General features: G+C 39.6%; 15 protein-coding genes and 1 pseudogene. 7 read left to right on the forward strand and 9 right to left on the reverse strand.

Annotation, left to right across the window (positions count from 1 at the left end; translation table 11 throughout):
* Positions 1-37: 37 nt before the first annotated feature.
* Positions 38-913 carry a hypothetical protein gene (locus ACED45_RS06405; protein WP_371713534.1) on the reverse strand — a complete coding sequence of 292 codons (876 nt, stop codon included), beginning with the start codon at positions 911-913 and terminating at the stop codon, positions 38-40.
* 265 nt (positions 914-1,178) lie between these two features.
* Here ACED45_RS06405 and ACED45_RS06410 point away from each other — a divergent pair, with 265 nt between their 5' ends.
* Complete coding sequence (locus tag ACED45_RS06410) at positions 1,179-1,802, forward strand: DUF6088 family protein (RefSeq protein WP_371713535.1); 624 nt, start codon at positions 1,179-1,181, stop codon at positions 1,800-1,802.
* A 1-nt stretch (position 1,803) separates the two neighbouring features.
* Complete coding sequence (locus ACED45_RS06415; RefSeq protein WP_371713536.1) at positions 1,804-2,844, forward strand: nucleotidyl transferase AbiEii/AbiGii toxin family protein; 1,041 nt, start codon at positions 1,804-1,806, stop codon at positions 2,842-2,844.
* 290 nt (positions 2,845-3,134) lie between these two features.
* On the opposite strand, the gene ACED45_RS06420 is transcribed toward ACED45_RS06415, so the two are convergent.
* Positions 3,135-3,257: an osmotically inducible protein OsmC gene (locus ACED45_RS06420; RefSeq protein WP_371713537.1), complete on the reverse strand. Its 123-nt coding sequence runs from the start codon at positions 3,255-3,257 to the stop codon at positions 3,135-3,137.
* Between the two features lie 104 nt (positions 3,258-3,361).
* Positions 3,362-3,928 carry a hypothetical protein gene (locus tag ACED45_RS06425; RefSeq protein WP_045600110.1) on the reverse strand — a complete coding sequence of 189 codons (567 nt, stop codon included), beginning with the start codon at positions 3,926-3,928 and terminating at the stop codon, positions 3,362-3,364.
* Between the two features lie 206 nt (positions 3,929-4,134).
* Here ACED45_RS06425 and ACED45_RS06430 point away from each other — a divergent pair, with 206 nt between their 5' ends.
* Both ACED45_RS06430 and ACED45_RS06435 read left to right on the forward strand, forming a co-directional pair.
* Positions 4,135-4,746: a DUF6035 family protein gene (locus ACED45_RS06430; RefSeq protein ID WP_371713538.1), complete on the forward strand. Its 612-nt coding sequence runs from the start codon at positions 4,135-4,137 to the stop codon at positions 4,744-4,746.
* Between the two features lie 104 nt (positions 4,747-4,850).
* On the forward strand, positions 4,851-5,291 hold the full coding sequence (locus ACED45_RS06435) for a hypothetical protein (RefSeq protein ID WP_371713540.1): 441 nt from the start codon (positions 4,851-4,853) through the stop codon (positions 5,289-5,291).
* Between the two features lie 52 nt (positions 5,292-5,343).
* On the opposite strand, the gene ACED45_RS06440 is transcribed toward ACED45_RS06435, so the two are convergent.
* The 4 genes and pseudogenes from ACED45_RS06440 to ACED45_RS06455 all read right to left on the reverse strand — a co-directional run.
* Positions 5,344-6,381, reverse strand: coding sequence for a reverse transcriptase family protein (locus ACED45_RS06440; protein WP_371713541.1), 1,038 nt, complete (start codon positions 6,379-6,381; stop codon positions 5,344-5,346).
* Between the two features lie 156 nt (positions 6,382-6,537).
* Positions 6,538-6,882: a hypothetical protein gene (locus ACED45_RS06445; protein WP_371713542.1), complete on the reverse strand. Its 345-nt coding sequence runs from the start codon at positions 6,880-6,882 to the stop codon at positions 6,538-6,540.
* A complete protein-coding gene (locus tag ACED45_RS06450; protein ID WP_371713543.1) occupies positions 6,883-7,749 on the reverse strand; it encodes a phosphoribosyltransferase-like protein in 867 nt (288 codons plus the stop codon). It lies immediately after the preceding gene.
* A gap of 336 nt (positions 7,750-8,085) precedes the next feature.
* A pseudogene (locus tag ACED45_RS06455) lies at positions 8,086-8,205 on the reverse strand (OsmC family protein); the annotation flags it as partial.
* Positions 8,206-8,404: 199 nt separating this feature from the next.
* On the opposite strand from ACED45_RS06455, the gene msrB reads away from it, so the two are divergent.
* Positions 8,405-9,547: a peptide-methionine (R)-S-oxide reductase MsrB gene (msrB, locus tag ACED45_RS06460; RefSeq protein ID WP_285953482.1), complete on the forward strand. Its 1,143-nt coding sequence runs from the start codon at positions 8,405-8,407 to the stop codon at positions 9,545-9,547.
* A gap of 113 nt (positions 9,548-9,660) precedes the next feature.
* On the opposite strand, the gene ACED45_RS06465 is transcribed toward msrB, so the two are convergent.
* Both ACED45_RS06465 and ACED45_RS06470 read right to left on the reverse strand, forming a co-directional pair.
* Entirely contained in the window at positions 9,661-11,028 is a 1,368-nt protein-coding gene (locus ACED45_RS06465) for a TrkH family potassium uptake protein (protein WP_371713544.1), read from the reverse strand.
* Between the two features lie 25 nt (positions 11,029-11,053).
* A complete protein-coding gene (locus ACED45_RS06470) occupies positions 11,054-11,710 on the reverse strand; it encodes a potassium channel family protein (protein ID WP_371713545.1) in 657 nt (218 codons plus the stop codon).
* Between the two features lie 186 nt (positions 11,711-11,896).
* Here ACED45_RS06470 and ACED45_RS06475 point away from each other — a divergent pair, with 186 nt between their 5' ends.
* Positions 11,897-13,012 (forward strand): mechanosensitive ion channel family protein, encoded by a 1,116-nt coding sequence (locus ACED45_RS06475; protein WP_371713546.1) that lies wholly within the window; start codon positions 11,897-11,899, stop codon positions 13,010-13,012.
* Positions 13,013-13,117: 105 nt separating this feature from the next.
* Positions 13,118-14,602, forward strand: a complete 1,485-nt coding sequence (locus ACED45_RS06480) for a mannose-1-phosphate guanylyltransferase/mannose-6-phosphate isomerase (protein WP_371713599.1) — start codon at positions 13,118-13,120, stop codon at positions 14,600-14,602.
* Positions 14,603-14,611: the final 9 nt, after the last annotated feature.

The raw sequence follows: 14,611 nt of genomic DNA on the forward strand, positions 1-14,611 counted from the left end.
AAGAGAAGCTGCTTAGTAAACAAGCGAATGATGACAACTACCTTGAAAAACGCCGACAGTAATCATTTTTAATCTCATCGTAGTTTCCGTGATAAGTCAGTTTATCCGTTTCGGTTAGCAGATCGTTAAAGCGTTGCGTAAATGAAGATAAACCAAGTACATCTTGGTACACTATCTCAGACTTACATACATCATTTAAATCATTGATAAATAATCGATTTTCAGCACACCAAGCTAAGTAACCCCTCTGCTTATCAGATTCAAATTGTTCTTCAAATTCATCAAAATAATTGAATGAATCATCTTCATAATTTCCGAGAAACCAGCTTCTAAAATGATGAAGCCGTCCACCCTCCTCAATTGGGATACGTTGTTCTGGTTCAAGCAATTCTTCAAAAGGTTCGAGTTCCTCTAACAACTTAGCAGCAGTATAGTAATGGTATTCTCTATGTCCTGAATCATAGATAGAATCTGCTATAAACAGTGCATTTCGAGCCTTTGCAACATAGGCAACTGGATTATTGTCTAATCGTATTGCTTCATCATAAAGTTCAATACAACATAGTGCTCGACCTTGTGAAGAAAGATGATTGGCTAAGTTGGTACAGATCATCGATTTTAACTTTATGGTATTTGGTGAAGCATCAACGCTATCTATCATAGCTAATGCTTTTCGGTAGCAAACAGCTACTTTCACCATTTCTTGTGAATACCATTTGGACGTTAAAGGGTGGTATAAAGCAGAATAACAATTAGCCAATGCATAATAGTAGTGAGCTTCATAAAATGCTGAGTCAAATTGGTAGCCATTTTCTTCGTGTTCATCTACGTAGTGTTGCAATGCTTCTAAATCACCTGATAGCAGGAGTTCATCAGCTTTTTGTGAAAACTCTACCAGTTGTTCATACTTCATCTCAAACTCCCATCAACAAACATATTCTTTCAAATTATACCTTGCTCGAGCTATTTCTACGATAACTTCTTTTAAATCATGTGGTTGTTCATAAGTTAAATCCTAAATCTTTAAGAATTAACACCACAGTGTTCACAACTAACTTTAGAAATTTTGCTTCTGAATCTGTGAGTTTTAAGTGGCAATAGGTTACACAACTCTCATTAAATAAGTGGCAATAAGTCACAAAATCGATATACTCAAATAGATTATTAAGGAGGTTTTTATGTCAGTGTCACAGCAAGTAACCAGCTATATCATGCACCAACGATATGGCCGTGTATTTACGCTTGATGATTTCATGAAAAATTCAAGACTTGAATCAAACCGAGCAGCAGTCACAGCACTCAGTCGATGCGTTGAAATGAAGTTAGTAAAACGTCTATCTCGTGGAGTCTATTACAAACCCCAAAAAAGTCGTTTTGGTACTCTTCCTGTTGATACACAAGAACTAATCAAAGCTCTCAGCAGAAAAAAACATGCTGAATATGTAGTGTCGGGGGCGGCGGCAGTCAACGCTTTAGGCTTATCAACACAACTCCCAATGGTCAGGAGTTACATAATGACAGAGCGTATCAGAGCCGACCTTAAGTCCGTCAATATCAAAATTGAATATAGTAAAGCACTTGATCATTTTTCAAAGTACCTAAAAGTCAGTGATAATGCGCAGAAAAAACAAGCTTTTATTTTTTGGAGTGCACTACATTACATAGGCAAGGATAGGTTTTCTGATTATAGAAGTAAGTACATTTCACGGTTTAACAAAACGTTAAGCAGTGATGTTAGAAAAAAATTCTTACAAGCTCTTCCGCCATCGATGAATTGGGCAAAAAGTGAATTAGGACATTAAATTGAGCAAATTTTTAGAGCTATCTGCTTCTGAGAAACGAGAAGCACTATTGGTTGCAGAAGAGCAACATGAGAGTAACCTTCCTGCGTACATAATCGAAAAAGATTATTGGGTTACGCAAACTTTAAACATTCTCTACACAAAGATTGCACCTACTTTTTCTGATAAATGTGATAAGCCATTTCTCTTTAAAGGTGGAACGAGTCTTTCTAAAGGCTACAGCTTAATCAATAGAATGTCTGAAGATATAGACCTATCTTTTTCTTTAAACCTCATTGAGTGTGAACCTATTGATTTAGAGAAAATAACCAGTAGGAAAGCCAGACAAACCGCAGCTATAGCAATCGATACAAAAGCTGAAGAGTTAATAAAGCAACAGCTCATTGACCAACTTACTGAACATTTACAAGCTCTGGATACAGAAGTCAAAATTGAGATTGAATCCGATGCACCACTCAACATCGCAATATACTACCCAAAAGCTCTAAACGAGGATGAATATGGAAGTTCTGCTCAACAAAGAGTTTTGCTCGAAACTGGTGGGCGTTCTGATAATCATCCAGACAAATTGATTGAGCTTAATCATATGTTGGGCGAGGCTATACCAGATCTTTTAGATGATGGTTTTGATGTTTTAACCTTGTCTCCTGAAAGAACAATTTTAGAAAAGATGTTCGCAATACACACGAACCATGTGAAAGAGTCCTTAGCTGATAAACATGCTCGACATCTTTATGATATTGTCGAAATTGATTCGAAATTCCCAGAATGGTGTACAAATAAAGCATTGTTCGAAGTTGTGGTTAACTTTTGTGATGTCTACTACAAATGGCACGCTGATTCATGTTCAACAGCTTTAAAAGGACCGTTAATCCTTGTCCCTCAGAATCAAAACATGACGGATAAGTATAAACAGGATTGGGAAAGCATGGCTGATATGTTTCCTAAAGCTGAACTGCCTTATTCATTCGAAGATTTAATAGATAATGTTAAGTCAATTGAAGCTAAGGCAAATGGTAGCTTCTACGCTGATTCACCTTAGAAGCAATCTCCAATATTTTTAACCTCTTCATATTAAAAACATAACCACTCGGTTGAGTGGTTATTTATCATATGTGAACCTGTAATTTATTTAAAAATTTATGCCTATGGACACTTTCAATATCTGAATGGAAAAATTGAATATTCAAGGGTAATCTAAGCAATGCAAAAGATACTTCAAAGGGATTAACGAATAGCTCCAAACTTTAAGCTATTGATTTAAATGAAAATATGTACTATTTAAAGTAACACTAAGATGTAAACTCCCCCTCTAAATGTTAAATTTTGGTCCTACTCGCCAATTTCCATTGGTGAAACAATTGTACTGTCGCCTGCACCAAAGATAATCTCTTGTTTTTTATCAGCTTTACCAACGAATTTTAAATCTTCGATCCACGTTACTTCTGCTTTCATAATACTTATTTCCTACTTTATGCAACAAAGCCACTCTATCGAGTGGCTTCTATCTATTTGCTCTTTACCGATGGTATTTAGTTTACCACTGTATTTGGCTAAACCTACCGTTGAACCCATTTCTTCTTTGTTTCAGCAGATCGAACGATCTTATTACTTGATGAAAGAGCGTTGATAGCCTTTGTAAAAACTTGTCGTGATAAGCGTAACTCTTTCTGCAATGCTTCATCTAAGGCTCTTGGCTTAGATAAAGCAGCGTACAACCGTTCTTCGGCATTATCAGCCTTAGATTTTTTCTGCTCAACAGGCAAAGCGACAACTTTTGAGCTTTCTTTCGTCTGAACAGATTCCGATTTAACACTAAGCCTATTGCATTGATACTGAAATGCGGAGATTAAATTTAAGTCATTGCTATGAAGCTCAAATACTACTTGCGAGAGTGCTTTAAGGTCATAGTGAGTCAGAAATCTCATTAGGTACGCAATAATACAAAAATCGGCTTGGTTAGCTCCTGATGGATAATCTGAGATGTGCTGATACATTTCTTTCTCACAAAATTGCTCTATGTTATCTGACTTTGAAAAGACAAAAACTTTATCAGATACAGATGGAGCAATCTTCTCCACCCCTTTCAGGCCTACATTCTCAGCATCTACCAGTATTATCTTCATTTTTTCACCTAAGCATCCATGTTGCATATGATTATAAACTTGTTTCCCATGTCGATGAAATCAAATAACTTAGAGACATAAATCCATAAGTATCAAACCATCACAATTGTATTTGACGCAGCTCATACTCTTGAACTCTGTGCTTTCATACAATAATCAACAATGAGCATAATTAATTTTAATACTCGGTAGTATAGGAGCCGTCCATGAGGAACATGACTGCTGTATTTTTGACTCAGGAAGATAAGGTAATTGATGCTAATGAGTTCTTGGATTCTTGTGAAGAACAGGAATACTTCCAATTCAGAACCGCAATCGCCAAAAACAGAAAAACAAACCCATTGGCTCTTTGTAATGTTTGTTTTCAACCCGTAGTTTTAAGAGCCACACCGCAAAGAACCACATTCTTTGCTCACGTAAAAGACTCAGAAGACTGCCCAATCAAAACTACCACGAATCTCACAATGGAAGAGATTCAAGCGATGAAATACAACGGTCAAAAAGAGGGACGACAACACAAAGAGGGTAAACAAAGGTTAGCGGAACTGCTAAGTTCAGATCCCCTATTCTCTGATGAGATTCATATAGAAAAAACATTCCGAGAAAAGAACCCTGTTGGTATAGCCAAACGCTGGCGTAGACCTGATATTTCAGCTCGTTTAGCTTCGGATAACCGAGAAGTCGTATTCGAACTTCAAGTATCGACAACGTTCCTTGACGTTATCATTAGTCGAGAAGAATTCTATAAAAACAATGATGCCTATATCACTTGGTATTTCTTGACTTTGACTCTGAAAAATTCACAACTCTCGACATAGCATATGCCAATAAAGCTAACGTATTCGTTTTGGACAATGAGGCAAACCATGAATCCGAGCTTAACGGTAAACTGGTCATGAAATGCTACTACCGACAACCTTACATGACCGAGGAATTAACCATCGCTCACAAGTGGGTTTCGGAAATAGTGGACTTCTCTATGCTTAGTTTTGATGAAGCTACTAAAAAAACGTACTTCGTAGATACTGTACAATTAAGAATGCAGGTAATCGAACAAATTAATGATGAAAAGCTTAGACAACAGATCGAACAGCAAGAAAGAGAGCGAGCCAGAGAAATAGCCTTACAACAGGAAAGAGATGCACAAGAGCGACTTGATAAGTTAGAACGCTCGTATTCAAGTTTTCATGCTCCCAAAAACTACAAAGAGAAAACTCATCGAAGCCAGAAACTATCCGCCTTACCAATGTCGGTCAAATCTATTGGCAGCACCTCAATTTGCCGAAAGTGTATGAACATAGGAAAACCTCGAAAAATGGGCAGATTGACCGTTTGCAGCAGATGTGGACATGAAATAATTTAAGATAAGCCTGCGAATATTTTCGCCATGTAAACGCACAAATACCTAAAGCAACTTAAGTTGTAGAAGCCGAAGCCATTAAACTCTTTTTAACTTTATTTAATTCACATAAAGCCTCAGAAACATAGGTATTTTGGGGTTCTACTTTTTTAATATAACTACCAATACCGATTAATTCATCGACTTCCAAAAGTTCAAACAGCCTCTCATTACCTAAGTTATCATAACCATTCTTAATTAAGTAGTATGAGTCTTTCCTGAATTTCCTTCTCATTTTTTTAGGTACTCTAATAGCATCAGATTGAACTACGAGACCAGTAACAACTTTTCTTTGATTGTCTTTCACAAGTCTTGATTTATCATCATTAATACTGAAACCATGATCTTTTAAATGAGAGAAGATATCATCTATAACATCTTTTGTAATATTATCGCCCGAAAAAAATAGATCATCAGCATATCGAGTATAAGTTAAACCATTTGATTGTGAAATATCATAAAAAACACTATCTAAGTCATAAAAAATAATATTACTTAATGCAGGGCTTGTAGGAGCACCTTGGGGAAGGTGATCATAATATGTGCAAATCTTAGCTAATTTATTACTTAAATCTTCAGTGTACCCACAATCAATAAAAACTTTCTCAACTTGGCTTATACTTATATGACCAAAAAAGTTGACCAAATCCAACTTAAGCATTTGTTTGCAGCCAATATGCATTTTTGCATTACTGATATGAGATTTACCTTGCAAATAGGAGAATACATTATTGTGGACGGGCAGAGCGGAAAGAATATTATCGTTTATCCATCTTTGAATATATTTTAACTTGGGATAAGGTGATTCAATATGACGAAATCCATCATGCCTCTTTGCCAAATTAAACAGCCTATAAAACCGTTCATTAAGTGTGCAAATTCGGCTCAGTAATGATAATTCCACACCCAGAAGTTTGGATAAGTGTTCGAGTTCAAAGATCACTGGAAGTGATTTTAACTCAAGTGTTTGTGCATATTCAGCCAGAACCTTTGCTTGTGATTTGCTTAAATCATTTTCTATAAAAAACTTAAACCAACGACTTTGTTCCATCATCAATGCAGCTTCTCTATCGATGTGTGATATGTAAAGCTACCCACCGTCACGAAACCCGGTAGAGAATCAATGAGGTTAAAGTGAGCCTTATTGATGGCGGGCGAATCACCCGCTCTAACTAACGGTGAGTAGCGTTTGAATATTATCAAATTTTTCTCACGAGTCAACAAGTAAGGAATCATCAAGCCTATTTAGATTTGGAACATATAAATCATATATTCCCAGTGATGATTCTTTATAACCTGCTATTATTGAACACTCAAGGCTAAGGCTTCTAAACCTAATTGTATTATATAAATCTGAAATACTTTCAAGAGAGATATCATCGTTTAAAGAAAAGTTATACCCATCATAACTAACCATTTTCTTCTCATTGAGATAGTTGATAACCTTAGCTGACTCGGTATAAGTTAGACGAAACTTATTATGAAGATCAAATAATGAAGCCTGATTTTTTTCTTTCAGAAAATCAATGGCGACTTTCACATGTGATGGATTCATTTATCTTAACCTACCAAACATTGGGTTTCTGAAATTTTTATTGTCATCATATTTCCACCAAAAAATAGGAAGAACATTATTAGAACAGTTTGACATATATAACTGATAGAGAGCTTCTGATTCTTTATAACCTAAACTAAAATCTGATATTTTTAACTGATTCCACTTCGGTAATAACGACATTTCCATATTTAGAACTTCTTTTCTAATTTCCTGAGAATTGGGGTGGTCTACAATTCCCTTTGTTAGTTCTGTGTGGCAATAAATATCTATGCCAAGTTCATCCCTTGCATACTCAACACCAAATTTCATTCCAACAAACGAGAATACAAAATACTTCCTTTGCTTCTGACCTCGATTATTCATTTCAGCTTTCAAAGTGTTAACTTTGTTCACTATTGTCTTGCCACTTCCAATAAAGTCATCAAAAACAACTATATTCTTCATACCTGCCTGATGAATCCTATCATAGCTCTCATCCAATACTGGAAGAAGGTTACGTTCTTTCCAATCCGCCTCCTGCCTGCCAAGTAGCGACTTTATTTGATATAAGCCAGATTGAGAGCCATCGGACTCTTTACCATCGGATGTAGCGACAAATACGGTATCATTGGGTTTAAAATTATGTTCGCTTATGATGTTGATCAGCAAATCATTTGCCTCTAAACGATCATCGCTTTCATGATGAGTGAATCGGCGAAATAGTTCTTTTAACACTACTCTTTCTGACTCTGTGTTATATGTATTGAATAACGCAGGAAGTGAAGATTCATAGTCTTTTTTAGCCAACCATGGTATTTCTTTTACCAGTTTACCCAGTTCAATGAAATCTTCTTCACTATTGGTTTTTGAGGATAAAATTGACATTAATCATTACACCTAAATTTCGAGTTTAACCTAACGTTAAGTTAGGACTCACTGATTATACCGAATAAGAGATAGATGTCTGCTGCTCTCTACAAAGAGGTACATCAATTTTAAGCTTAAAATATGCTGTATAGTGTCTGACTTAAAGGTTATAAGGATGTATTGAGTACTTGAAGCTAATCTAAGAAATGCGAAAGAGGCATCAGGGAGGATTTATAGGAATCAGACCTTGCCGAAACTAAGCTGTTGATTTAAAAACAAAAAACATTTTAAAATGTAAAGGTTACATTAGACATGTAAGTCTTTATCACCAAATGTTAAATTTCGGTCCTACCCCACCATTTCCATCGGGCTTGGCGCAGTAGCACCGCCGCTTCCATCCATCACGACAGAGTGACCTGATTGAGATTGACCTAGGAATTTAAAGCCTTCGACCCATTTAACTTCTGCTTGCATGTGGTTCCTTAGATGTACGATAACCGCCATCAGTATCTATTATTGGATATCAATACTGACACCCTACTACTGGCGGCATTTATGAGCAAGATGTTCTCGGCGACATATTTTTTGTGAACGATGCAATTTTTTTCATCTAAAACCTGTCTCTATTCGTACATTCAAAATTGAATAAGAAAAACGTCAAGATGAGGTATCTATGAATAAACTATCTAAAATATTGGTATCACTCGTAGTCGTACTGCCACTGATTTCGCTGTTTGTAAGCCAGACTGGCACTGCCAATACAATGGATAAAACGGCTGATTCAGGTAAAAATGAAATCGCGACACTGGCTGGTGGTTGTTTTTGGTGTACAGAGTCCGACCTAGAAAAACTGACAGGCGTGACCGACGTTATCTCTGGGTATTCTGGTGGTGAATTAGAAAACCCCACTTATAAACAAGTATCTTCAGGTAAGTCTGGTCACATCGAAGTCATCAACGTGACTTACAATCCAGATCTTGTCAGCTACGAACAGGTTCTTGACCAATTCTTTAGACACATAGATCCAACCGATGACAAAGGCTCATTTGTAGACCGAGGCCCTCAATATCGACCTGCTATTTTCTATCATAATCAAGAGCAAAAAGACGTCGCTCAGAACTTTATGATGGAAATCGACAAAGCTAAGATCTTTGGTGCTCCACTAAAAACAGAACTGATTAAGTTTGAAAAGTTCTGGCCTGCCGAAGGTTACCACCAAGATTATTACAAAAAGAGCAAGGTTCGTTATAACTATTACCGTTACGCTTCCGGTCGTGATCAATATTTAGATAAAATCTTCGGTGATGATAGAAAGGAAAACCCACAAACTATCCGCCAGATCATCGACAGCAAAAATGCGACAGCAAACGCTAAGACCTACGTTAAACCGTCTGATGCTGAGATTAAGGCGAAACTAACCTCACTGCAGTACGATGTAACACAAGACGATGCAACAGAGCGCCCGTTTGACAACAAATACTGGGATAACAAGCAAGAAGGTATTTACGTTGATATCGTCACCGGTGAGCCTTTGTTCTCGTCAAAAGACAAATACAAATCAGGTACAGGCTGGCCGAGCTTCACACAGCCAATCAGCGAAGCTTATGTAGTAACCACTACTGACTACAAACTGCTTTACCCAAGAACAGAGGTCCGTAGTAAATTTGGAGATTCTCATCTAGGTCATGTATTTAAAGATGGTCCTAAACCGACAGGTTTGCGTTACTGCATGAACTCAGCTGCGATGCGCTTTATCCCAGCGGATAAATTAGCGGAAGAAGGCTACGAAGAATACGTTGAGATGTTTGAGGGCTAGCTAAAGGCTCAATTCCACAGAATTCTATTCATAAACAACAAAGCCAGCATATCGCTGGCTTTCGTTTTTCTAACGCTCTAACAAGAAGGATTAACTCTAGCCTGTTAGCATTATTAACCCGTTAACACCGTATCTTCTGGGTATTTCAACAAAGAAGGTTCTGGCCGAGCTAACATATAAGCTAACGTTAAAGGACCGATACGGCCGATCACCATAACAACAATCATGATGTATTTACCTGGCTCAGTCAGATTCGCAGTTAATCCAGCCGTCAGTCCTACCGTTGCAAAGGCTGAAATCACCTCAAACATCACTCGATCAAACGCAGCCTTTTCAGTAAGCATTAACAGAAACATCGCGGTGGTTAATAACGCCCCACTTACCACAATAATGGCCAATGACTTTGTTACCGCTTGCCAAGTTACGGTTCGCTTAAACATCACTACATGTTTTTTCTGACGTAAAAACGTCCACGTCGCGACAAAGGCAACCGCAAAGGTCGAAACCTTAATACCACCACCCGTTGAGGTAGAACCTGCACCAATCAACATCAAAACAATCATCACCAGCAATGCAGGCTGAGTGTATTGAGACAAATCCACACTATTAAAGCCAGCAGTACGAGCACTCGCCGACTGGAAAAACGCTGCCAGCCACTGCCCTTGAGTCGATAACCCCTCCATGGTTGCTGAGTTATTCCTCTCCAAAAGCCAAAACATCACCGTACCGACCAACAATAGAGTCGGTGTCGCTGTTAGCATAATCTTGGTGTGTAGATGCAGATGTCGAAAGCCTTTACGCCAGTTACTCGATAAGTCACCGACCACCGTAAAGCCTAAGCCACCAAAAATGAACAGAGCCGCTAAGGTAAAGATCACTAATGGATCGTCAACAAAGCTCATCATACTATCTGAGAACAGAGCGAAACCCGCGTTATTGAATGCTGATATCGCATGAAACAGTGCGTAGAAGCTGCCTGTTGCCCATCCCATTTCAGGAACCCATCGGAAACAAAGCAATACAAAGCCGATAAATTCCGCCATTAACGCAAAGATGATGATCTTCTTTACTAGCTTACGCAGGTTAATCTTACGATCTTGCCCTAATGCTTCTTTCGCCAATGCTTGTTGCTTTAAACTTAACCGAACACCGAACATATAGAGCAGCACCGCAGACAAGGTCATCTGCCCTAACCCGCCCACTTGCATCAAGAACATCAGCAAGATTTTCCCGGCCAAAGTAAAGTGTTCGCCCGTATCAACGACTCCTAACCCTGTTACGCTGATTGCAGAAGTCGCAGTAAACAATGCATCTGTGAAACTGAGCCCTGTGACAGAAAATACGGGCATCGTTAGTAAGATGGCCGAGGGAATAAGAACCGCCAAAAAGCTGGTCAGGATTATCTTAGGTTCAGAGCCTTTACGCGGCTTTTCATCTCTTGTGAGTGTGTAGAAAGTACCTTTTCGCTGAAACGAATTCATACTGTTACCCTATTACAAGTTCCCATTACCAATTACGTAGCTTTCTAGATAGGGTCTCTTTAGGCCCAGCGATGATCACCACATCTCCGATTTCTAAACTAATATCCAGTTCAGGTGCTTTAGTGAGATTAGGTCCGCGCTTAAATCCAAGAACTTCGACACCTACCTCTTTGCAAAGCTTCAAGTCACGAAGTTGCTTACCCAAGAGTTTTGAACCAATAACAATTTCAGTCATGGCCAAATCACTGCCAAGGTCAATAAACTCCAGAACGCGCCTGTCTAACATCTTACGTGCAACACGAATACCCATATCGCGCTCTGGCATGATGATATGGTCAGCCCCAATCTTAGAGAGGATCTTGCCGTGGAATTTATCGTTCGCCTTCACCCAGACGGCTTTTGCGCCTGACTCTTTCACCACCAGAGTGGTTAGAATACTGGAGTTAACATCAGAGCCAATCGACACCATGACCATGTCGTAATCATCGAGCCTTAGCTCTGTAACCGTCTCTTCGCTCGTACAGTTCGCAACAATAGCTTGTGAAACGAAAGCCGCTGCTTCTTTCACTCGCTCTCCATCAATATCGACGGCTAATACCTGCGCCCCTGAACCTTGCAGCTCTTTGCAAACTGACAGACCAAAACGCCCTAAACCGATAACTGCATATTGTTTGTCGCTCATTTGAAATCCTGTTTAGAAATTTTAATTATACGGGATAGCCAAACCTACATTAGTTTCTATCTCAAAAAAAGTTAGTTCTGTAATAATAAGGTTATACTATTGCCATAATCGCTTGATTTATAAAGGTAGAGAACAACTCGAGTTTCTGCTAATTTCCAATTCATAATTTCTGCGGCAGCACACACAATGAATGAATTCATAACCCAAGTACAAACCTACATCAACCAGAGCCATAGTGATTGGGCAAACAGCGTCCTATTCATCACTATTGCAAGTTTTCTCGCTTGGGTAGCTTGGCGAATTATCCATAATCGCTTGGAAGTTCTGGCACAGAGAACCCACTTTCACTGGGATGACCTGCTACTAGAGGCACTGAAAACCCCTGTCAGTACGTTACTTTGGTGTTGGCCCGCGACCGTATCTATCGGGTTGATCCTTCAAGACCAATTTGGCAACGAAATCAACTGGTTAAAAACGCTCAAGCACATATTGATCATATGTACCTTCGTTTGGTTCACCTTACGAATGATCACCAATGCTGAAGCGTACATCTTAGAGCAGAAAAACAGAGATGAAACCACAGTACAAGCAATTGCAAAAGTAGCTCGTCTGTTCTTTATGGTTATGGGCGGCCTGACGATCATGCAGGCATTTGGGCTCAGCCTGTCAGGCTTGCTCACCTTTGGTGGTGTGGGTGGTTTAATCGTTGGTTTGGCAGCAAAAGATCTACTATCGAACTTCTTTGGTGGCATGATGATCTACTTCGACCGCCCTTTTAAAGTCGGAGACTGGATTCGCTCACCTGACCGCCAAATTGAAGGTACTGTCGAACGTATAGGCTGGCGTATGACCATTATTCGCACCTTCGATAAACGTCCTTTGTACGTACCAAACTCGGTATTCAGTAACATTGTGGTGGAGAATCCATCGCGAATGCTAAACCGCCGAATTAATGAAACCTTCGGGCTTCGTTACGAAGACGCAAGCAAGTTGGCTGTTATTGTGGATGACGTAAAAGCCATGCTTGAAACGCACCCAGATATTGATGCCAAACAGACGCTGATCGTTAACTTTGATAAATTTGGGCCATCAACGCTTAATTTCTTTATCTACACCTTTACAAAAACGGTCAACTGGGTGAGATACCATGAAGTTAAGCAAGATGTTCTGTTACAGGTGCTAGCGATCATCCATAAACACAATGCGGATATCGCATTCCCAACACAAACACTCAAGATTGATCCTCAAAGTTTTAGCGAAGCTCAAGCTATGATCATGTCCAATCCAGAAGCGCATCAATAAGCACACCTATATTGCTTATCGTTAAGTAAATTTCTTAGCGATAAGCAAAAAAGGTGAAGCGTGGTAACATGGTGCCAGTCTTCCAATGCACCCAATTACCACTCTATGATTGTACCTGTCATTCTAGCTGGCGGCTCCGGAAGTCGTCTCTGGCCACTATCTCGCGAGCTTTACCCTAAGCAATTTCTCAATATTGCCGGCAAGCAGTCCATGCTTCAGCAAACACTTCAACGACTGCAAGGTCTTGATGAGTACTTAACGGATAGTAACTGCGATGCCCCGCTCATCATCTGTAATGAAGAGCATCGCTTCATTGCCGCAGAACAAGCTCGAGCATCCAATATCCAACACAGTGGAATATTGTTAGAACCTGTAGGTAGAAATACAGCCCCAGCCATCGCACTAGCTGCGTTACAGGCTTTAGGTCACTCGAACAGCAGCCAACAACATAAATCTGACCCAATATTATTAGTGCTGGCTGCAGATCATCACATCGTAAAAACAGCTGAATTTCAGCAAACGGTGGCAAGAGGCGTTGAATACGCAAAACAAGGTAAACTGGTTACTTTTGGTATTACTCCAAATGTACCAGAAACTGGCTATGGTTATATAAAACAAGGAGAGCCACTCTCCCATCATGCTTTTGCCATTGAATGTTTCGTTGAAAAACCAGATCTAGCAACCGCAGAACAATACGTTAATTCAGGGCAATACCTCTGGAACAGCGGTATGTTCATGTTTAGAGCATCACGCTACCTTGAAGAACTTGCTGAACATCGTCCAGAGATCTTAACGGCCTGTAAACTCGCTCTCACAACGCAAAACACCGACCTCGATTTTATCCGTATTGACGCCGAAGCATTCCAAAGCAGCCCGAGCGACTCTATCGACTATGCCGTGATGGAAAAAACGTCGGATGCTGCGGTGATCCCGATGGATGTTGGTTGGAATGATATTGGTTCATGGTCTGCAATCTGGGATGTCAGTGATAAAGATGAACACAACAATGTGATTGAAGGCGATGTGTTAACTGTCGATTCTCAGTACAACTACATCCACGCTGAAAACAAGCTGGTTGCGACGGTAGGTGTCGAGAACCTCATTATTGTCGAAACCAAAGACGCTATATTGGTTGCGAACAAAGACAAGGTTCAAGGTGTTAAATCGATTGTCAGTCAACTGAATCAAGCCGGTCGCACAGAACATTTGCATCATCGTGAGGTGTTTAGACCTTGGGGTAAATACGATGTTATCGATCTAGGCCAGCGCGACAAAGTTAAACGTATCACCGTAAAACCCGGTCACAAGTTGTCGTTACAAATGCACCACCATAGAGCGGAACATTGGGTAGTCGTGGCGGGTACTGCGAAAGTGACCAACGATGAGAAAACCTATCTGGTTGAAGAAGATCAATCCACTTACATCCCTTTAGGCCATATTCACAGCCTAGAGAACCCAGGGGACACTCCACTCGAAATGATCGAAGTACAAACCGGTAGCCATTTGAGTGAAGACGACATTATTCGATATCAAGATAGTTACGGGCGGAGCAAACAATCTAGCTCACCTCAAATCAACAAATCGAACTAGAGCAGCCAC

The sequence above is a fragment of the Vibrio crassostreae genome, assembly GCF_041439375.1.
Lineage (GTDB): Bacteria > Pseudomonadota > Gammaproteobacteria > Enterobacterales > Vibrionaceae > Vibrio > Vibrio crassostreae_D.